Origin of the sequence: Pseudomonas cavernae (assembly GCF_003595175.1) — a bacterium.
Taxonomy (GTDB): domain Bacteria; phylum Pseudomonadota; class Gammaproteobacteria; order Pseudomonadales; family Pseudomonadaceae; genus Aquipseudomonas; species Aquipseudomonas cavernae.
The window spans coordinates 3,806,444-3,825,002 of the sequence record NZ_CP032419.1 but is presented as its reverse complement, the minus strand read 5'-3'; the positions used below and the strand labels follow the sequence as shown (position 1 = coordinate 3,825,002).

The window sequence follows — 18,559 nt, the reverse complement described above, 5'->3', positions numbered from 1 at the left end:
CTACGTACCGGTTAAGTGTTGCGCAGCGCTTTTGCAGGGTGGGGCGTAACCCACCGGCGCCGCCCTGGACACATGCGTCCAGCCTGCTCGGTGGGTTACGCCTACGGCCCCACCCTACGAATCATCGCCTCAGGCATCACCTACCGGGCCTGCACGCCTCAACACGTTATTGGGACATCCCCCTTTTTTGCCGGTTGATTCGGCCTGAACAAGGCTGGCGGGTTTGGCCTTATTTTCAGGAGGGTCTGATGGATGCGGTCAGTCGTTGCAATGCAAAACGCCCGATGCAGTGCAGCGGGCGCTTCAAACAAGCTAGGCGGGGTGGGGATTGCTCCCTGAAAGTTTCAGGGATTAGCGGTCGGTAAGAGTGCCGCACATGAGTGTGCCAATGGTTGACATGAGTCCTCCGCCGACACCGACCAGAATACCGGCTTGCTGCAGCGCCCAATCGGAATGGACCGGCGGAGTTTGCATTCGAGTCGCTGCTATCGGGGGCAGCGTTCGCCGCCGACAAAAATGTGCGGGGGTGCGGGGGTGCGGGGGTGCGGGAGGGGAGGCTGGGGCGGCGTGAGCCGCCCCAGCGCAGGCTCAGGCTTCGCGTCCGGCGCGGTGGCCGGCGGCGATGGCGCCTTCGATGTAGCCGAGGCTCTGGCAGTCACCGATGCTGGTGACATTCAGCCCGGCGCTGGTCAGGGCATCGCCTAGGCGCGTGTCGGGCATTGCGCCGCTGGCCAGCACCACCGAGTCGCCACGGATCTCAGCGGCCTGGCCGTCTGCCGTTTGATAGCGCACGCGGTCGCCTTCGATGGCGCTGACCGTTACCCCGGTCAACAGCTGCCCGCCATGCTCCTGGATGCCGTGCAGCACCCGCCAACGGCGCACGATGGCTAGCTCGCGGCCCAGGTGGCTGCCGCTCTCCAGCACGCAGACTTGACGCCCGCGCTCGATGAGGAACTCCGCCAGTTCCAGGCCGACCAGACCGCCGCCAATGATGGTGACGCGTTTGCCCAGGGGCATCCACACGTGGGACAGCTTCTGCATGGCCTCGGTGCTGTCGGTGACGCCGATCAGGCTGCCGGCTTTCATCAGCGTGCGCTGGGTCAGCGACAGCTTGCGCTTGGCGATTTCATCGGCGCGGTCGCCGGTCATCAAGCGGCGCAGTTCGTCACCGCTCCAGACGTGATTCTGGTTGGCGCCGGGAATGTCCGGTGCGGCACGCTGGGCGCCGGTGGCGACTATCACCCGCTCGGCACCCATGTCGCGCAGCAGGGCAGCGTTGACCTCGGTGTTCAGGCGCACCTCGATGGGCAGGTTGCGCACCTGATACAGCAGGTTGTCGAGCAGCTTGCCGTTCTCCGGGTAGGCGAGGGCGGCGAAGAACAGCGTGCCGCCCAAGCGGTCGCTGCGCTCCAGCAGGGTGACCCGGTGGCCGCGCAAAGCCGCGACACGGGCCGCTTCGAGACCGGCCGGGCCGCCGCCGACCACCACCACATGCTGCGCGGCAGCGGCCGGGCTGATGACGTACTCGGCTTCGTGTCCGGTCTGCGGGTTGACTGCGCACTTGACATGTTGGTTGACGAAAATCTGGCTGACGCACACGTAGCAGTAGATGCACGGGCGGATCGCCTGCGGCTGGCCGCTGATCAGCTTGTTCGGCAGCTCGGGGTCGGCCAGCAGCTTGCGGCCCATGGCGATGAAGTCGCACTGGTTGCGGGCGATGGCGCTATCGCCGACCTCCGGTTCCAGGCGGCCGACGGCGATCACCGGGATCGACAGCTGCTGCTTGATCGCCGTGGCCCAGTCGAGAAAGGCGGCCGGCTTCTGCACCAGCGGTGCTTCGGTGAAGTTCACGCCACGGGTGATGGCGGCATAGGCCGAAACGCTGACCGCATCGGCGCCGGCCGCCTCGGCCATGCGCGCCACGGCCTGGGCGTCGGCCAGGGTGATGCCGCCAGGGGTGAACATCTCCTCTGCGTCCAGGCGCAGCCAGACGGCAAACTCATTGCCCACGCGCGCGCGCACGGCGGCCAGTATTTCGAGCAGCAGACGCGCGCGGTTCTCCAGCGAGCCGCCGTAGTTGTCCTCGCGCTTGTTGTAATACGCCGAGAGGAAGCCGGCGATGATGTAGCTGTGGCCGGCATGGATTTCCACGCCATCGAAGCCCGCCCGCTTGGCGCGATCGGCCCCCGCGGCGAACCACTCGACCATCTGGGCGATATCGTCCTGGTCCATCACCTTGAGTTGCACCCCGCCTTCGCGGCGGCGCGAGGAGCTGACAAAGCTGGCAAGCTCCTCGGGGGTGAGGGCGGCCATCATGTCGGTTTGCATCGCTGGCGGAATCGACGGCACCCACAGTGGACGGCCTTCGGCCATGTCGCGCACGGCGGTTTTGCCGGCGTGCTGCAACTGCATGGCGATCTTGGCGCCGTGCTTGTGCACGCGTTCGGCCACGCGGCTCAGGCCGGGAATGAACTCATCGGACGACACCCCGACTTGATGCGGTTCGTTGGTGCCCGCGGGGAAGGCGACGGCGCACACCCCCATGATCAACAGGCCGGCACCGCCAGCGGCGCGAGCCTCGTAGTAAGCCTGGATGCGTTCGCTGCAGTGCCCGTCGGTTTCGGCAAAGCTGTCGCCCATGGGCGCCAGGACGATGCGGTTACGCAGTTCGAGCGACCCGATGCGGCCCGGGGCAAGCAAATGGGAGAAGGTTGTCATTGTTATCTCAGCCCTTGCTGGTGGCCTGTCGCTGCGCCAGCGGCAGGTGCTTATTGTTGGCTATGTGCCCGTTAAGTCTTGCGCAGCGCTTTTGTAGGGTGGGTTAGCCGCGTAGCGGCGTAACCCACCAGCGGCAGCGCCCGGAACACTGGCGTCCAGCCTGGTCGGTGGGTTACGCCTACGGCTAACCCACCCTACGGATCTGTATGCGCCAGCGGCGAGGTTGCCGCTGGCGCAGGTGGCTTATTGTTCGCGCAGGAAATCGATGCAGGAACGGTTGAACAGCTCGCGATGTTCGACCTGGACCCAGTGCCCGCAGCGGTTGAGCAGGATAAAGCGCGCATGTGGAGCGTTATCGAGCACTTTCATCGTGCCGCTGACCGGGTTGAAGTTGTCGTTGGTGCCCCAGAAGCCGAGGATCGGCATACGCAGTTCACCCAGGCGTTCGGTCATGTTCGGCACCAGCATGGTGGTGAACAGGTTGCGCGGCTGATGCACTGCCACGGCCACGCGTTCGGCCAGCAGGCTGTCCGGCAGTTGCGAGGCGTCGAACAGTTGCAGGCTCATGATCTGGCGCATTTGTTCGATGTCCAGCGGGCCTTGGTTGTACAGCCCGACCATGCGCTGGATGCCGGGCATCTGGAAGTAGGTCTCGCGTTCTTCGACTCCGCCCGGAGCCATCAGGATCAGCGTCTCGACAGTCTTCGGCTCGGCCAGGGCCAGGCCCAGGGCGATGGCGCCGCCCAAGGAATTGCCGAGCAGGGTGCAGCGCTGCACGTCGATGGCCTTGAGGAAAGCGGACACTGCCTTGACGAAAAACTCCAGGTTGTACTGGGCGTCCTCGGGTTTGTCCGAGCGGCCGAAGCCCGGCAGGTCGAGGATCAGGTTGCGGTAGCCGGCGGCGACGAACTCCGGGTAGTTGCCCTTGAAGTTGCTGAAGCCGCTGGCGCCCGGACCGCTGCCATGCAGCCAGAGAACCACGGGGCCGTTGCCTTCATCGAGATAGTGCAGGCGCAGGCCGTCGTTCAGGGTGACGAAGTGACCGATGGGCAGTGGCAGGTCTTGTTCAGACATAAACGAATCTCCAGGAATCAGGCAATGACCGCGTTCGCCGGCTCGGCGAGGGTCACGGTCGGTTGGGCCAGTTGAGCGCGATAGCGTGGCAGGGCCATCGCGAGGAACACGGCGGCGAGCACCAGCATCAAGGTCGACGCCGCCAGCGCATAGCGCAGCGCTTCACCCCCCAGGCTCGGCGTGAGGTAGTCGCTGAGCATGCCGGTGAGCAGCGGGCCGAGACCGACGCCGAACATGGTCATGGACATGACGAAAATGGCGGTGGCCTGGGCCATGCGGGTGGCGGGGAACAGGTGAGTGATCGCGCCCAGGCAGGGTGTTGCCCACCAGGTGCCGAAGAAGCCGAACACGCTGTAGAAAATGAACGCTGTCGGCACCTGAATGCTGCCGATATGGAAGGCAATGCCGGCTGGCCAGAGGAAGTACGCCAGGGCGCACGGGATGCTGATCAGCGTGCCGAGCAAGGGCACGCCCATCTGCCAGCCAGCGTCGCGGCGGGCCATGCGGTCGGTGAGCATGCCGCAGACCAGGGTGCCGATGGTGGCGCTGATTCCGCCGACTACGCCGACGAGGAAGCCGGCTTCCTGCAGGCTCAGGCCGTGGGAGCGGATCAGGAAGCTCGGGCTCCAGGTGCCAATGGCATAACCGGCGATAGCCCAGGCGCCGCCGGTAAGCGCGATCCATACAAAGGACGGGGTCTGGAACAGCAGGCGCAGGGTCTTGGCCCAGCCTTCCTGCGGCGTCTGCATCAGTTGTTTGGGCGCCGGTGCCGCAGCCGGGGTGCGCACGGTGAGCCACAACAACAGGCCGAGGAAGATGCCCGGGGCACCGATGATCAGGAAGGCGAAGCGCCAGCCGTAATGCTGGGCGACCCAGCCACCGAAACCCAGGCCCACGATCGCACCGAGGCTGGAGCCGAGCATCAGGATCGACAGGGCCGTGGATCGGCGCTCTGGCGGGTACAGCTCGGAGACCATTGCCACCGACGGCGCGGTGCCGCCGGCTTCGCCGACGGCCACGCCGATCCGCGCCAGCACCAGCATCAGGAAGCTGGTGGCCAGGCCGCAGGCCATGGTCATCACGCTCCAGGCGATGCAGCACACGGCGATTACCGGCTTGCGGCCGATGCGGTCGGACAGGCGCCCAAGCGGGAAGCCGAAGAAGGTATAGAAGATCGCGAACGTCACCCCCGAGAGCAAGCCGATGCCGGTGTCGGAAATGCCGAACTCGGCTTTTACCGGCTCGATCAGAATCGCCATCAACTGCCGGTCGATGTAGTTGAAAACGTAAATGATGGCCAGCACGAATAATGCGTAGTGCGTGCGCCAGGTGGTGCGGATGGGTGAGTTCACAGCGAGTGCTCCCGATCTTGTCTTGTTCTAGTCAGCGGGATCGTCCCTCTGGTTGAAGGCTTCGGCATCGTCCATTCAGACCACATACGCTCAAGTGCGGACATTCGCCCGATGCCCATGGGCTCGTCCTGCATTTCTTAGTCTTATCGGACGATGTTGTTCTTCCGGGCAGGGTTAATTATTCGTTCCGTACCCGACCGTCAGGCGTCCAGCACTGGTGGGTCGGAATGGATACGAGCTGCGGAGAACAACAAGAATGAAGTTATCGAACAAGGTGGCGTTCGTTACCGGTGCCGGCCAAGGCATGGGTCGGGCTATCGTCAAGGGCTTTGCCGAAGCCGGCGCGCTGGTGGTGGCCGCCGATATCAATCTGGAGGCTGCGCAGCAGACCATCGCCGGCCTGGGCGAAGACACTCTGGCGCTGGTGTGCAATGTCGCCGACAGCGCGTCGGTGGCTGCCGCCATGGCCGCGGTCGAGGCGCGTTTCGGTCGTGTCGACATCCTGGTCAACAATGCCGGTGTCGGTTCGGTCGATGCCTTCGTCGAGACCCCCGACGAGAACTGGCAGCGGGTCATCGGCGTCAACCTCACCGGGGTCTTCCTGTGCAGCCGTGAAGCTGTGCGCCTGATGCACAAGACCGGCACCAAGGGCACGGTGATCAATATCTCCAGCACCTCGGCCGTGACTGGCGAAGGCCCGAGCCATTACTGCGCGGCCAAGGCCGGGGTGATGGGGCTGACCCGCAGCATGGCGCGCGAACTGGCCGCCGGCGGCATCCGCGTCAACACCATCGTTCCTGGTCCGACCAACACGCCAATGATGGCCGGCATCCCGGATGACTGGATGCAAAGCATGCTCAAGGGCATTCCCCTCGGCCGCATGGGCGAAACCGACGAGATCGCCAAGGTAGCGGTATTCCTCGCCAGCGAAGACGCCGGCTTCATCACCGGTCAGAACCTCGCCGTCAACGGCGGCATGGCCTTCATCTAAGCCGGGAGCACGCCATGAGCGCACGTCTGCAGGGAAAAATCGCGTTTATCACCGGTGCCGGTTCGGGCATCGGTGCCGCCACGGCCAAACGTTTCGCCGAAGAGGGCGCGACCGTGGTGCTGTGTGGTCGCACTAAAGAGCCGCTGCAAGCGGTGGCCTCGGCCATCCGCGATGCCGGTGGCAAGGCCGAATGGACCGTGGCCGATGTCAGCAACGAGCAGGTATTCGTCGCCGCCATCGAGGCGGCTGCCAAGCAGCACGGGCGCCTGGATATTCTGGTCAACAACGCCATGGCCTACAGCTGGGGCGCCATCGACAGCACCTCAACCGCCGACTGGCACTCGAATTTCGCCACCACCGTTGACGGTACCTTCTGGGGCACGCGCACGGCCATGACCCTGATGAAAGCCCAGGGCGGCGGTGGCGCCATCGTCAACATCGCCTCGATCTGCGGCTTGTTCGGCACACCGTGGATGGCCGGTTACTCGGCCGCCAAGGCGGCGGTGATGAACTTCAGCCGCGCCGCCGCCTCGGAAGGCGCGAGCAGCAAGATCCGCTGCAACGTGGTGATCCCTGGCGTCGTCGATACCCCGGCCACCGCCGGCATGCTGGCCGACGACAAGGCCCGCGCCAACACCGAAAAGCTGATCCCGCTGCGCCGTGTCGGACAGCCGCAGGAGCTGGCTAACGCGATCCTCTTCCTGGCCTCCGACGAAGCTTCCTACATCACCGGTGCTTGCCTGCCGGTGGATGGCGGGCGCAGCTCGGAGCTCTATACGGTGCTGGAGTGATGAGCATGGAGCAGAGCGCATTGCTGGCGCGTATCGATCGCCTCGAGTCGATCGAGGAAATTCGCCAACTGGCCGGCAAGTATTCATTGTCGCTGGACATGCGTGACCTCGATGCGCACGTCAACCTGTTCGCCGCGGACATCCGCGTCGGCCGTGAGAAGACCGGTCGCGCTCATCTGAAAGCCTGGGTCGACTCGACCCTGCGCGACCAGTTCAGCGGCACCTCGCACCACCTGGGTCAGCACATCATCGAGTTTGTCGACGCCGACCACGCGGTGGGTGTCGTGTACTCGAAGAACGAGCATGAGACCGGCCCGGAGTGGGTGACCATGCAGATGCTCTATTGGGACGACTACGAGCGCATCGACGGGCGCTGGTACTTCCGCCGGCGCCTGCCTTGCTACTGGTACGCCAGCGACCTGAACAAGCCACCGATTGGCGAGCGGAAAATGCGCTGGCCGGGACGTGAACCGTATTTCGGCACGTTCCACGATCTGTTCCCGTCCTGGGCCGAGTTCTGGGCCAATCGCCCGGACAAGGACTGCTTGCCGCAAGTCGCCCCGGCGGCGCCCCTGGAACAATTCCTTACCACGCTGCGCCGTTCCACCCAGGCGCCTAAGATTCGTGTGCGCTGAGGAGCCGATATGAGCATCTTGTTTGAGCCGGTACGCTTGGGCGAGCTGGAATTGGCCAACCGCATCGTCATGGCGCCGATGACCCGTAGCCGTGCCGATGCCCGTGCGGTGCCGACCGCGGAAATGGTCGACTACTACCGCCAGCGCGCGAGCGCCGGGCTGATTGTCGCCGAGGGCACCGCGCCCTCGGCCAATGGCCTGGGCTACTGCCGCACCCCGGCGATCTACAGCACCGAGCAGATCGCTGCCTGGCGCAAGGTGACTCGCGCGGTGCATGACGCCGGCGGGCGGATCGTCCTGCAACTGATGCACGTCGGCCGGGCGGCCAGCCATTACAACAAGCCGGCCGGTGCGCTGAGCGTGGCGCCCTCCGCGCTGCGCGCGAACACCCAGGTGTTCAGCGATGTCGCCGGCCTGGTCGATACCGACGAGCCGCAAGCACTGGCTCTGGACGAGATCGATACGGTGATCGAGGAATATCGCCGCGCCGCGCTGAATGCCCGCGAAGCTGGCTTCGACGGCGTCGAGCTGCATTGCACCAGCGGTTATCTGCCGATGCAGTTCATGGCCTCGGGTAGCAACCTGCGCGATGACCGCTATGGCGGCAACACCGAGAACCGCGTGCGCTTCCCGGCCGAAGTGCTGGGCGCCATGGCCACGGCCATCGGTGCCGGGCGCGTGGGGTTCCGCCTGTGCCCGGGCAACTCGTACAACGACATCAGCGACGCCAACCCGGCCGCCACGGCGGCAGCGTTGTGCACGGTGGTCGAGCCGCTGGGCCTGGCCTACCTGCATATCATGCGTTCGCCGCTGGCCGAGTTGGATGCCTTTGCCCTGGCGCATCAGTACAGCAGCAGTGGGCTGATCCTCAATGACGGCTTCGATGGCCCGTCGGCAACGGCGGCGCTGGAGGCCGGGCAGGGTGAAGCGGTGTCGTTCGCCCGGCATTTCATCGGCAATCCGGATTTGGTCGAGCGCCTGCGTGCGGGGCTGCCGCTGTCCGGTTTCGATCGCAAGACCCTGTACTCCCCAGGTGCCCACGGTTATTCGGATTACCCGAACGGGGCGAGGGCGTTGGCATGAATGGCGAGTTTTCTGCGGAGGTAGGGATGAACAATTTGAACGAACTGAGTCAACTGTCGAGTGTCGGCAGCAAGCCTGTGCCCCGCGAGCAGACCCAGGCCCTCCTGGATCGCCGCTCAGTGGCCAGCGGGCAGATCAAACCGGCGGATCGCTACACCATCGCCGACCGAGTGGAAGAGCAGGCGCGGCGTTTTCCCGAGCGTCCGTTCCTCATCTATGGCGAGCAGTGCCTGAGCTATGCCGAGGTGGACGCGCGCGCCAACCAGCTGGCCCATGCCTTCCAGGCCCGTGGCTTGCGCCCGGGCGATGTCTGCGCCATCGCCATGGAGAACCGTCCGGAATTTTTCTGCAGCTGGTTCGGCCTGGCCAAGCTGGGTGTGGTGGCGGCCTTCATCAATACCCAGGTCAACGGCCGGCCACTGGTGCATGCGCTGGAATCCACGGGAGCCAAGGCCGTGGTGGTGGGCGAGGAATGCCTGGCCAATCTGCTGGCGACCGAAGGCCTGCCGGATCTGCCCTGGTGGCTGGTGCCGGACGCCGAGAACCCCGCCAGCGAGGAGTTGCGCGCCAGGGTCGATGCCGGTTTCTGCGAAACCGTTGCCAGCGCACCGCGCACGGCGTTCCCGCGCGACTTGCGCGCGGACCTGCCGGCCGAGACAGCGGGCCTGCTGATTTTCACCTCCGGTACCACCGGTCTGCCGAAAGCTGCGCGCTACAGCCATATGCGCTGGATGTCTTCCGGCGATGTGATGGAAGAAACCCTGCAAGTCACGCCCGAGGATGTCTTTTACTGCTGCCTGCCGCTGTACCACGGCGCGGCGGCCACCTCGGTGACCTCCACTGCGCTGCGCGCTGGGGCGAGCATCGTGGTGCGCCGCAAGTTCAGCGTGCGCGAGTTCTGGAAAGACGTGAATCGCCACGACATCAGCGTGTTCCAGTACATCGGTGAAATCTGCCGCTACCTGCTCAACCAGCCGGTGGTGGCGGGTGAGCGCGAGCACAGCCTGCGCTGCATGCTCGGCGCCGGCCTGAGCCCGGAGACCTGGCAGCGCTGGGTGGAGCGTTTCGGTCCGATCCAGATTTTCGAGGGCTGGGGCGCCACCGAGGCCAACACCACAGCGATCAACGTGGACAACTACCCAGGCTCCTGCGGTCGCGTGCCGTTCTGGGAAAAGACCAACCTGCGCCTGGTGCGTTACGACGTCGATAGCGAAAGCCATCCGCGCGACGAGCAGGGCTTCTACCGCCTGTGCGAGGTCGGCGAGATCGGCGAAGCCATGGGCTTTATCGTCAATCATCCGCAAATCGGCGGCGGTCGCTTCGAGGGCTACACCTCGGCCGAGGCCACCGAAAGCAAGATTCGCCGCAATGTCTTCAGCCAGGACGATTCGTTCTGGAGCTCGGGTGACCTGCTGCGCTACGACGAGGACGGCTACTTGTACTTCGTCGATCGCATCGGCGATACCTTCCGCTGGAAGAGCGAGAACGTTTCGACCCAGGAAGTCGCCGATGGCCTGAGTGATTTCCCAGGGCTGGAGCTGATCAATATCTACGGTGTGCAGGTGCCTGGGCATGAGGGCCGCGCCGGCATGGCGGCGGTGTTGATGCAGGAGGGCCACAGCTTCGACCCCGAGGCGTTCTACGCACTGACCGAGGAACGCTTGCCGCGCTATGCCGCGCCGGTGTTCGTGCGCGTGTCGGCGGCGGCCGATCTGACCAGTACCTTCAAGCTGCGCAAGGTCGACTTGCAGCGCCAGGGCTATGCCCCGACGGCCTTCGACGATCCACTGTACATCCGCGATGAAAGCAGCCGCAGCTATCAGCCGTACTCGGCCGAGTTGCTGGCCCGCGTCGGTCTGCCGGCCTTCGCCGGTGACTCCCGTGGCTGAGCTCGACGCCCAGGGCCACGAATGGCGTGACGGCCTGCGCTTCCCCTGGCCGCAGCCGCCGGCCAACGGGCAGGTGCAGGAGGTCGCGCCGGGCGTGCTCTGGCTGCGCATGCCGCTGCCGTTCGGGTTGGACCACATCAACCTCTACCTGCTGCGCCATGGCGACGGCTGGGTGGCGGTCGATACCGGCCTGAACAGCGAACAAACCCGCGAAGTGTGGGAGGAGGTGTTCGTCGAGGCGATGGCCGGCCTGCCGCTGCGCGGGGTGATCTGCACGCACTTTCATTCCGACCATGGCGGGGTGCTCGGCTGGCTGGCCGAGCGCTTCCGCTGCCCGGTGTATATGACTGCCGGTGAGTTTCAGTGGCTGCACCTGGGGGCGCCAGCAGATCCCAAGCCGAGCTGGGCGTTCCTCGACTTCTACCAGAAGGCCGGGTTCGCCAGCGGGCAGGCCGAGACCTTTCTACCGATGCTGCAGGTCGAGCACTTCCGCCCGATCCTGCCGACCAGCTTCCATCGCCTCAGTGAAGGCAGCGTGCTGGACATCGGCGGTCGCCGTTGGCAGGTGGTTATCGGTCGCGGCCATTCCCCCGAGCATGCCTGTCTGTATGCCGAGCAAGACGGCCTGCTGATTTCCGGCGATCAGGTGCTGCCGCGGATCACCTCCACGGTCAACGTTCAGGTTACCGAGCCCGATGCCGATCCGTTGCGCGACTGGCTAGAATCGATCGAGCGGCTGCGCGAGTTGCCTGACAGCCTGTTGGTGCTGCCGGCGCACGAGCGTCCGTTTTTCAATTTGCACCACCGACTGGACCAATTGCGGGCCCATCACCAGGTGCATCTGGAGCAATTGCTGGCCGTCTGTGAAGAGCCGCGTAGCGCGCTTGAGCTGATGGCCGCGCTGTTTCCGAGGGCCAAAAGTCGTTTCGACGTACTGATGGCCGTCGGCGAAACGTTGGCGCATGCCAACTACCTCATTGCCGAGGGGGCGCTCGTGCGTGAGGAAGAAGCTGCAGTGCATCGCTATCGGCGTACCCCTGCGGGTGCGTCGGGGGGCAACCCGCTCGGGCAACTCCGAGCTGATTGGTGATGAGCACTGTTCGAGCATTTCATGCGGCCAGGTGGCCGTTAATCAGGAGAGGCAGTGTGATCAATAAAAACAACAAATATGGTACTGGTTCTGGCCTGCAGAGTTTTCAGGTCGCGAGTCTGGCGGTCGCCATCGCACTGGTTTCTACCCCGGCCTGGTCGGGCGAAACCATCGAGTTTGACAATGGCACCACCATCGACTGGAACGTGACCACCAGCTACGGCCTGGGGGTGCGCCTGAGCGATCAGGACGATGCGCTGTTGGGGGCGGTCAACAGCAATGGGCAGCTGGTGGGGGCGTTCAACGGCGACGACGGTAATCAAAACTTCGACAAGGGCAGCCTCACCACCAACCGCGTTGGCGCCCTGGCCGAGATGATCGTGCGCAAGGACAACTACGGTGCCGTGGTGCGGGCCAGTACCTTCTACGACGATGTCTATCACCAGTCCAACGACAACGACTCGCCCCTGACGGTGAACAAGACCGGCGCCCATGATGAGTTCACCAGTTCCACCAAGTATTTCAGCGGTGGGCGCAGCAAGTTCCTGGATGCCTATGTCTTCGGCGGCTGGCGTTTCGACAACGGCTCCATGCTTGACGCTAAGGCCGGGCGGCACGTCGAGTCCTGGGGCGAGAGCCTGTTCTACCCGGGCGTCAGTGGCGTGCAGAGCCCGTCCGACGCGGTCAAGGCGGCGCAGCCTGGGGTCGAGGTCAAGGAAGTGCTGTTGCCGGTCGGGCAGTTTTCCGCGTCCTACCGTTTCAACCCGCAAATCGGTTTCAGCGCCTATTACCAGTACGAGTGGAAGGGCACCGAATTGCCGCCGGTGGGCAGTTACCTGTCCACCAGTGATGTGACGGGTCCAGGCAATGAGTTTATCCTCAACGCCAACGGCACCCGGATCAACAAGGCTGGCACCGACGAGCCACGTGACGACGGTCAGTGGGGGGTTCAGGTGCGTTATCGGCCTGTGCCGGCATGGGAACTCGCGCTGTTCCACGTCAACTACCACGACAAGAACCCGGCCTCCGCTGTTACCCAATTCCGGGCCCAACCCGTCGGTGGCGGTGCATTCGCCGGCGTCCCGACCGGCTATCGGGTGACCTACTTCGAAGACATCAAGCTGACCGGGCTCAGTGCCTCGACCAAGTTTGGCGATGTCCAGGTCGGTGCCGAGTGGTCCTACCGTGACGGCGTACCGGTGTTGGTCAATACCGGACTCGGTCCGACGCCGGCGCGTGGCAAGGGTCAGCAGATGCAAATCTCGGCCATCCGCATCCTCGGTGACCGGCCATGGGCCAGCCAGACCACGCTAACCGCCGAGATCGTCCATCAGCGCGTCGACAGCGTCGAAGACACCTCGGCGGCACCGAACCTGCTGGCATTGGGCAATCGCCTGATTCCACAGTTTAGGCCGCTGGTGCAGGAGTCCGATAACTACACCTTCAAGACCGCCAACAGCTGGCGCAGCCAGGATGCCAGTGCCTTCACCGTGGGCGCCTCGTTCAGCTATCCGGGGGTATTCGAAGGCTGGGACCTGGAGGTGCCGCTCAACTTCTCCAACGTGTTCAGCGGCGCTTCGCCGATGTCGGGGACCATTTCCGGGGCGGAGGGTGACCGTCGCTTCAGCGCCGGCACCACCTTCAAGTACCTCGGTAACTTTGAAGTCGCGCTGCGAGTCATCGGTTACCTGGGTGAGGCGGATCCGGTCAAGCGGCAGTTGGCGGATCGTGACTACGCCACCCTGGCGATGAAATACACCTTCTAACCGACTCGTTCGGCAATGAAGAAGGGAGCCTGCGGGCTCCCTTCTTTTTTCCGATCCGGGTACTTGCGCCGGCATCGAATTAAACCCTGGCGGGCGACTCGATTTAGTTGTCTAGTCAGTTTGGACGATTATCTGCCGACCTGGATGTGGAAAGGTTGGTGTACGACAAAAACCTGACTTCGAGTGGGGAACCCATGGGTCTGAAAGGTAACGCGGCGATCATAGGCGCCGCTCAATACAAGCCGGAAAAATACGCCACGGCGCCGCGGATGTTCCACCTGGAGCAGGTCGCCGATCTGGCGGCGCAGGCGCTGCAGGATGCCGGGCTGCGCGCCGAGGACCTCGATGGTCTGGTGATTAACGGCCCGCATTTCCACGAGGCTTCGGTGTTCGTGCCGGCCATGGCCGCCGAGTATCTGGGTCTCAAAGTCAATTTCGCCGAAGTGGTCGATCTCGGCGGTTGTACCGGCGTCGGTATGGTCTGGCGGGCGGCTGCGGCCATCGAGCTGGGCCTTTGCCAGGCGGTGCTGTGCGTGATGCCCGCGCGGATGGCGCCCATGGGGCGCGACGAGGACGTCGGCGCGATGGCCCGTGGCATGCGTTATGGTGGCCACAGCACGGCCTTCGGCGCTCCGGAAGCGGAGTTCGACCTGCCTTACGGGCACATGGGCCAGAACACCGGCTATGCCATGATCGCCCAGCGTTATGCGGCACAGTACGACTACGACCCGGTGGCCATGGCCAAGATTGCCGTGGACCAGCGCACCAATGCCCTGGCCAACCCGCAGGCGATGTTCTACGGCCAGCCGCTGACCGTCGAGCAGGTGCTGGCGAGCAAAATGGTCGCCGACCCGCTGCATGTCCTCGAAATCGTCATGCCGGTGGCGGGTGGCGCGGCGCTGATCATCGCCTCCAAGGAAGTGGCCGCCCGTGCGCGCAAACGTCCGGCGTTCATCACCGGCTTCGGCGAGCACCTGGCGTTCAAGTCTCCGTCTTACGCCGATGACATGATCCACACCCCGATTGGTCCAGCCTCGCAGCGCGCCTTCGCGATGGCCGGGTTGAAGCCGACCGATGTGGATGCCGCACAGATCTACGATTGCTACACCATCACCGCCTTGCTGACTCTGGAAGATGCCGGTTTCTGCGCCAAGGGCGAGGGCATGAGTTTTGTCCGCGAGCACGACCTGACCTGGCGCGGCGATTTCCCCATGAACACCCACGGCGGCCAGCTCAGCTTCGGTCAGGCCGGCGCGGCCGGTGGCATGTCGCAGATCATCGAAGCAGTGACCCAAATTGCCGGTGAAGCCGGTGAACGTCAGCTCAAGCGCTGCGATAGCGTCTACGTCTCCGGTACCGGCGGCGTGATGAGTGAGCAGGGCGCGTTGATTCTCCAGGGAGCATGACGAACATGTCGAACAACAAACCAATGCCGGCGCCGACCGAGATTTCCGCGCCGTTCTGGGAAGGCCTCAAGGCCGAGCGCCTGTTGATCCAGCAGTGCAATGCCTGCCAGCACTGGGTGTTTTACCCGCGCCGGCACTGCCCGAGCTGCCTGGCCCATGACCTGTCCTGGCGTGAGGTCAGCGGTAACGCCAAGCTGTACAGCTTCACGGTGACGCGGATCGCCACGCTGCCGGATTTCGCCGATGAAATGCCGCAGAAACTGGCGGTCGTCGAACTCGACGAAGGGGTGCGGATCAACACCAACCTGGTCGGTCTTGAGGAAGATGAAATCCGCATCGGCATGCGTTTGCAGCCGGTGTTCGCCGAGGTCGATGACAAAGGCTCGCGCCTGCTGCGCTTCACCGGCATGGACAGCGATGTCGACAGCCTGAAGCGGCTGCCAACCCTGGCCGAGCCAGAGGCCGAAAGTACCGAGTCGACGCCGCCGGCACGCCGGATCGCGCTGGACGACGAGGCCGCGCTGCAGTCGCTGGTGAGCGAGGAGTTCTCGGCCTGGAGTAATCAGATCGTAGTCGATCAGGCATTGATCAATGCCTTCGCCGAGTTGTCCGGCGACGACTACTGGATCCACACCGATCCGGAGCGCGCGCGCAAGGAAAGCCCGTTCGGCGGCACCATCGCCCATGGCGCCCTGGTGCAAGTGCTGCAGTCGCGCCTGAAAGTGCCGCTGGGCTTCGAGATCACCGGTTTCACCAACATGGTCAACTACGGCTCCGACCGCCTGCGCTTCCCGGCGCCGGTATCCGCCGGCTCGCGCATCCATTCGCGGGCACGGGTCAAAAGCGTGGAGCGGGTCAAAAGCGGCACGCAGCTGACCCTGGAGTTGAATATCCATGTGGTCGGCAACGAACGGCCATCGGTGATCAACGAACTGGTGATTCTGTACATGTAAGAACCTGTTTCGGATCTCGCGAGCTAGAGAAAAACAAGGCGAAAACGGCTGAGGAAGCGGAGTTTACGAGTTGTAAATGAGCATTCCGAAGCCGTTTTCAACGCAGTTTTTCCGACGCGCAGCAGATCCGAGGCAGGTTCTAAGCCATTTGTGCCTGCCCGCAACGGATAGGCACAACCCCTGTAGATGATGAGGAGTCCCTTGGACATGTTTCAACTAACAGGAAAAGTTGCACTGGTAACCGGTGCCGGCCGCGGCATGGGCTTTGGTATTGCCCAGACGCTGGCACGTCAGGGCGCTACCGTGGTGATCAACGACTTCTTTCTCGAGCGCGCCCAAGAGGCTGCAGAAGCCTTGCGTGCAGAAGGGCTGCAGGCGCACCCGGTGGCGACGGACATGACTGATCGCCAGGCTATTTTTGCCATGGTAGAGAAGGTGCAGGGCGAGATTGGCGCGATAGATATCTTTGTCCATAACGCCGGGGTGCCCGCCCTGGGCTGGGATTACGTGCAGTTCATGCAGTCGACCCCGGAGCAGTGGGATAGCTGGCTGCAGTTGAACCTGCATGGCTTGATGCACAGCTGCCAGGCGATCCTGCCATCGATGATGGAGCGCGGCTGGGGGCGGATTATCGCCATCAACTCCGATGCGGCGCGCACGGCGACCGGCATGGGCCTGTGCGCCTACGGTGCTGCCAAAGCCGGTGCACTCGGCTTTCTGCGCAACCTCTCCGGTGAAGTCGGCCCGCACGGCGTCACCGTCAATGGCCTTTCGCTCGGCACCATGAACAACTGGGAAGGCTCCGATGCCATCGCCAGGAAAAGTGCTTCGGTAAAACGCGCAGGCAGTCCGCAAGACGTCGGTGCCGCAGTCGCTTATCTTGCTTCGATCGAAGCCGAATGGGTGAACGGCCAAGTATTGCCGGTCAACGGCGGCAGCCTGGTGGCTTGAGTGCCCCTTCGTCTCTGTAGCCGCTGCCAAGGCTTTGAGCCTGTCATGTAAATTGAGCTCTTGCTCTTCAATCGCACTCGCCAAGTGCCGGCGGCATGGGCGTCTGCCCTGCCGCCGTCCAGCGGTGCAAAAGACTTATTCCAGAACGGTTGGATCGCGCCGGATTTCCTCCCGAGCCATGGCTTCCCACAGGAATGGGAACCCATTGGCGTCGGTGCGCTCACCGGTCGCACGGGCGACGCTGGCGGGCAGGGGTGAGCCGCCGCCAAGCGCTTCGACACGCCAGGCCAGGCGGCTACGCCACTCCAGGGTGATGGCGCGCAAGTGCGCCTGGCGGATGCCGTTGGCCACCACCAGCACACCGTGATTGGCCAGCAATGCCCATTTCTGCGTACCCAGTGCGTCCACGACGGCGCGGCCCAGTTCGGTGTCTTCGACCGTGCCGCGGTACTCGTCATAGAGCACCGGGTCGGTGTCGACCAGGGCGGAGGTCTGGTCGTAGATCGGCGGAATGCGCCCGACCGCCGACCATACCGATCCCCATTGCGGATGATTGTGGATCACCACGCCGACATCATGCCGGGCGGCGTGTACGTCAATGTGCAGGTTGATGGCCGGGGTGATGTTCCATTCACCCTCGATCACCTTGCCTTGCTGATCTAGGCGCACGATATCCGAGGCGGTCACTTCACCCCAGGTGAGTTCCCACGGGTTGGCCAGGTAAGTGCCGTCGTCCTGGCGAACGGTGATGTGGCCGGCGATGTGGTCGTTATAGCCTTCGCGGGACAACACCCGGCACAGCAACGCCACGCTCTGGCGCGGTGTCAGTTCGGGCAGCAGCGCATGGCGACCTGGCCTGGGAATGTAACGGGCCAGCAAATCGTAGTTCAGCTCATCCTTCAACATGGCTGTTTCCTCTTGAGCAACTGTTGTAAACGGTGATCAGTCCATCAACGAATCACGCGTGGAAAGGGCCGCGAGCGAATACCGAGGTGCGCTGCATGCGCCGTTGGTGCGGTTGATAGTCCAGGATGGCGTTGTGGAGCACGCTACGGTTGTCCCAGAGCACCATGTCACCGACGCGCCAGCGATGGCGGAACCCGAAGTGAACGTGTTGGCAATGGGTGTGCAGGTAGGCGAGGATCGCATCGCTTTCGGGGATGGCCAGGCCGTCGATATGGGTGGTGTAGGTCGGGCTCAGATACAGCGCCTTGCGGCCTGTCACCGGGTGCTGAATGACCAGCGGATGCAAGTGCCGTCGGTTCATGCTGATGACCTCGAGATAGCGCTCGTGCGTCACCACGTTCTGGCGCAGGGCGGCCGTCATCGGCCCGTTCATGTCGTGCCAGGCGCTGAGACCTTCGAGGTAGTGCTTCATGCGCTCGGACAATGCGTCGTAGGCCGTGGTCATGCTGATCCAGCAGGTGTCGCCGCCACACGGCGGCAGGATCTGCGCATGAGTCATGGTGACAATCGGCGGGCTGGGCAGAAAGCTCTCGTCGTGGTGCCACATATCGGCCCGATCGCCCAGCTTGGAGTCGATCACGGTGATCTGCTCAAAACCCTCGCCCAGGTTGGGATAGAAGGTGTGAACTTCCGGTTCGCCGAAATACCGGGCAATCGCCAGCTGTTGCTCGGGTCGTAAGTCAGGAACGTGCAGCACGATGGCTTCATGCTTGACGAGTGCCGCCTCGAGCGCGGCCAACGTTTCTGGCAAAAATACTGAGGCAGGATCCAGGTCAAGCACTTCGGCGCCGATGCTGATGCCGAGGGGGCGGACAGTGAAAGATGACGACATGGACAATCTCCCGGTGGGCTTGGAACTTCCGATCTTTTTTGGCGCATTCACTACGCACGGTT

General features: G+C 63.9%; 15 protein-coding genes. 10 read left to right on the top strand and 5 right to left on the bottom strand.

Annotation, left to right across the window (positions count from 1 at the left end; all coding sequences use genetic code 11):
• Nucleotides 1-588: 588 nt before the first annotated feature.
• The 3 genes from D3880_RS17375 to D3880_RS17365 form a co-directional block, all read right to left on the bottom strand.
• Complete coding sequence (locus D3880_RS17375) at nt 589-2,718, bottom strand: oxidoreductase (RefSeq protein WP_119894676.1); 2,130 nt, start codon at nt 2,716-2,718, stop codon at nt 589-591.
• Between the two features lie 243 nt (nt 2,719-2,961).
• A complete protein-coding gene (locus D3880_RS17370) occupies nt 2,962-3,792 on the bottom strand; it encodes an alpha/beta fold hydrolase (protein ID WP_119894675.1) in 831 nt (276 codons plus the stop codon).
• A 17-nt stretch (nt 3,793-3,809) separates the two neighbouring features.
• Nucleotides 3,810-5,144: a spinster family MFS transporter gene (locus tag D3880_RS17365; protein WP_119894674.1), complete on the bottom strand. Its 1,335-nt coding sequence runs from the start codon at nt 5,142-5,144 to the stop codon at nt 3,810-3,812.
• A 256-nt stretch (nt 5,145-5,400) separates the two neighbouring features.
• On the opposite strand from D3880_RS17365, the gene D3880_RS17360 reads away from it, so the two are divergent.
• The 10 genes from D3880_RS17360 (at nt 5,401) to D3880_RS17310 (ending at nt 16,699) form a co-directional block, all read left to right on the top strand.
• Nucleotides 5,401-6,135, top strand: coding sequence for an SDR family NAD(P)-dependent oxidoreductase (locus tag D3880_RS17360; protein ID WP_119894673.1), 735 nt, complete (start codon nt 5,401-5,403; stop codon nt 6,133-6,135).
• Nucleotides 6,136-6,149: 14 nt separating this feature from the next.
• A complete protein-coding gene (locus D3880_RS17355; RefSeq protein ID WP_119894672.1) occupies nt 6,150-6,926 on the top strand; it encodes an SDR family NAD(P)-dependent oxidoreductase in 777 nt (258 codons plus the stop codon).
• A 5-nt stretch (nt 6,927-6,931) separates the two neighbouring features.
• Nucleotides 6,932-7,561: a nuclear transport factor 2 family protein gene (locus tag D3880_RS17350; RefSeq protein WP_119894671.1), complete on the top strand. Its 630-nt coding sequence runs from the start codon at nt 6,932-6,934 to the stop codon at nt 7,559-7,561.
• Between the two features lie 9 nt (nt 7,562-7,570).
• Complete coding sequence (locus tag D3880_RS17345; protein ID WP_119894670.1) at nt 7,571-8,644, top strand: alkene reductase; 1,074 nt, start codon at nt 7,571-7,573, stop codon at nt 8,642-8,644.
• Nucleotides 8,645-8,670: 26 nt separating this feature from the next.
• Nucleotides 8,671-10,533, top strand: a complete 1,863-nt coding sequence (locus D3880_RS17340; protein WP_119894669.1) for a long-chain-acyl-CoA synthetase — start codon at nt 8,671-8,673, stop codon at nt 10,531-10,533.
• The gene (locus D3880_RS17335; protein WP_119894668.1) at nt 10,526-11,623 is read left to right on the top strand and encodes an MBL fold metallo-hydrolase; all 1,098 of its coding nucleotides are present in this window, start codon (nt 10,526-10,528) and stop codon (nt 11,621-11,623) included. The genes D3880_RS17340 and D3880_RS17335 overlap by 8 nt, the downstream gene beginning before the upstream one ends.
• Nucleotides 11,624-11,679: 56 nt before the next feature.
• The gene (locus D3880_RS17330) at nt 11,680-13,389 is read left to right on the top strand and encodes a DUF1302 domain-containing protein (protein WP_177412184.1); all 1,710 of its coding nucleotides are present in this window, start codon (nt 11,680-11,682) and stop codon (nt 13,387-13,389) included.
• Nucleotides 13,390-13,583: 194 nt separating this feature from the next.
• Nucleotides 13,584-14,795, top strand: a complete 1,212-nt coding sequence (locus tag D3880_RS17325; protein WP_119894666.1) for a thiolase family protein — start codon at nt 13,584-13,586, stop codon at nt 14,793-14,795.
• Nucleotides 14,796-14,800: 5 nt separating this feature from the next.
• Nucleotides 14,801-15,748 (top strand): bifunctional OB-fold nucleic acid binding domain-containing protein/MaoC family dehydratase, encoded by a 948-nt coding sequence (locus D3880_RS17320; RefSeq protein WP_119895773.1) that lies wholly within the window; start codon nt 14,801-14,803, stop codon nt 15,746-15,748.
• A gap of 207 nt (nt 15,749-15,955) precedes the next feature.
• Nucleotides 15,956-16,699 carry an SDR family NAD(P)-dependent oxidoreductase gene (locus tag D3880_RS17310; protein ID WP_119894664.1) on the top strand — a complete coding sequence of 248 codons (744 nt, stop codon included), beginning with the start codon at nt 15,956-15,958 and terminating at the stop codon, nt 16,697-16,699.
• A 135-nt stretch (nt 16,700-16,834) separates the two neighbouring features.
• On the opposite strand, the gene D3880_RS17305 is transcribed toward D3880_RS17310, so the two are convergent.
• Both D3880_RS17305 and D3880_RS17300 read right to left on the bottom strand, forming a co-directional pair.
• Nucleotides 16,835-17,605, bottom strand: a complete 771-nt coding sequence (locus D3880_RS17305; RefSeq protein ID WP_119894663.1) for a class II aldolase/adducin family protein — start codon at nt 17,603-17,605, stop codon at nt 16,835-16,837.
• A gap of 52 nt (nt 17,606-17,657) precedes the next feature.
• Nucleotides 17,658-18,497, bottom strand: a complete 840-nt coding sequence (locus tag D3880_RS17300) for a TauD/TfdA dioxygenase family protein (protein WP_119894662.1) — start codon at nt 18,495-18,497, stop codon at nt 17,658-17,660.
• Between the last annotated feature and the right edge of the window lie 62 nt (nt 18,498-18,559).

Coding starts and splice junctions, on each gene's coding strand:
- D3880_RS17375 (WP_119894676.1), bottom strand. CDS start 2,718: ATGACAACCTTCTCCCATTTGCTTGCCCCGGGCCGCATCGGGTCGCTC.
- D3880_RS17355 (WP_119894672.1), top strand. CDS start 6,150: ATGAGCGCACGTCTGCAGGGAAAAATCGCGTTTATCACCGGTGCCGGT.
- D3880_RS17345 (WP_119894670.1), top strand. CDS start 7,571: ATGAGCATCTTGTTTGAGCCGGTACGCTTGGGCGAGCTGGAATTGGCC.
- D3880_RS17305 (WP_119894663.1), bottom strand. CDS start 17,605: ATGTTGAAGGATGAGCTGAACTACGATTTGCTGGCCCGTTACATTCCC.
- D3880_RS17300 (WP_119894662.1), bottom strand. CDS start 18,497: ATGTCGTCATCTTTCACTGTCCGCCCCCTCGGCATCAGCATCGGCGCC.
- D3880_RS17320 (WP_119895773.1), top strand. CDS start 14,801: ATGTCGAACAACAAACCAATGCCGGCGCCGACCGAGATTTCCGCGCCG.
- D3880_RS17350 (WP_119894671.1), top strand. CDS start 6,932: ATGGAGCAGAGCGCATTGCTGGCGCGTATCGATCGCCTCGAGTCGATC.
- D3880_RS17325 (WP_119894666.1), top strand. CDS start 13,584: ATGGGTCTGAAAGGTAACGCGGCGATCATAGGCGCCGCTCAATACAAG.
- D3880_RS17360 (WP_119894673.1), top strand. CDS start 5,401: ATGAAGTTATCGAACAAGGTGGCGTTCGTTACCGGTGCCGGCCAAGGC.
- D3880_RS17310 (WP_119894664.1), top strand. CDS start 15,956: ATGTTTCAACTAACAGGAAAAGTTGCACTGGTAACCGGTGCCGGCCGC.
- D3880_RS17340 (WP_119894669.1), top strand. CDS start 8,671: ATGAACAATTTGAACGAACTGAGTCAACTGTCGAGTGTCGGCAGCAAG.
- D3880_RS17370 (WP_119894675.1), bottom strand. CDS start 3,792: ATGTCTGAACAAGACCTGCCACTGCCCATCGGTCACTTCGTCACCCTG.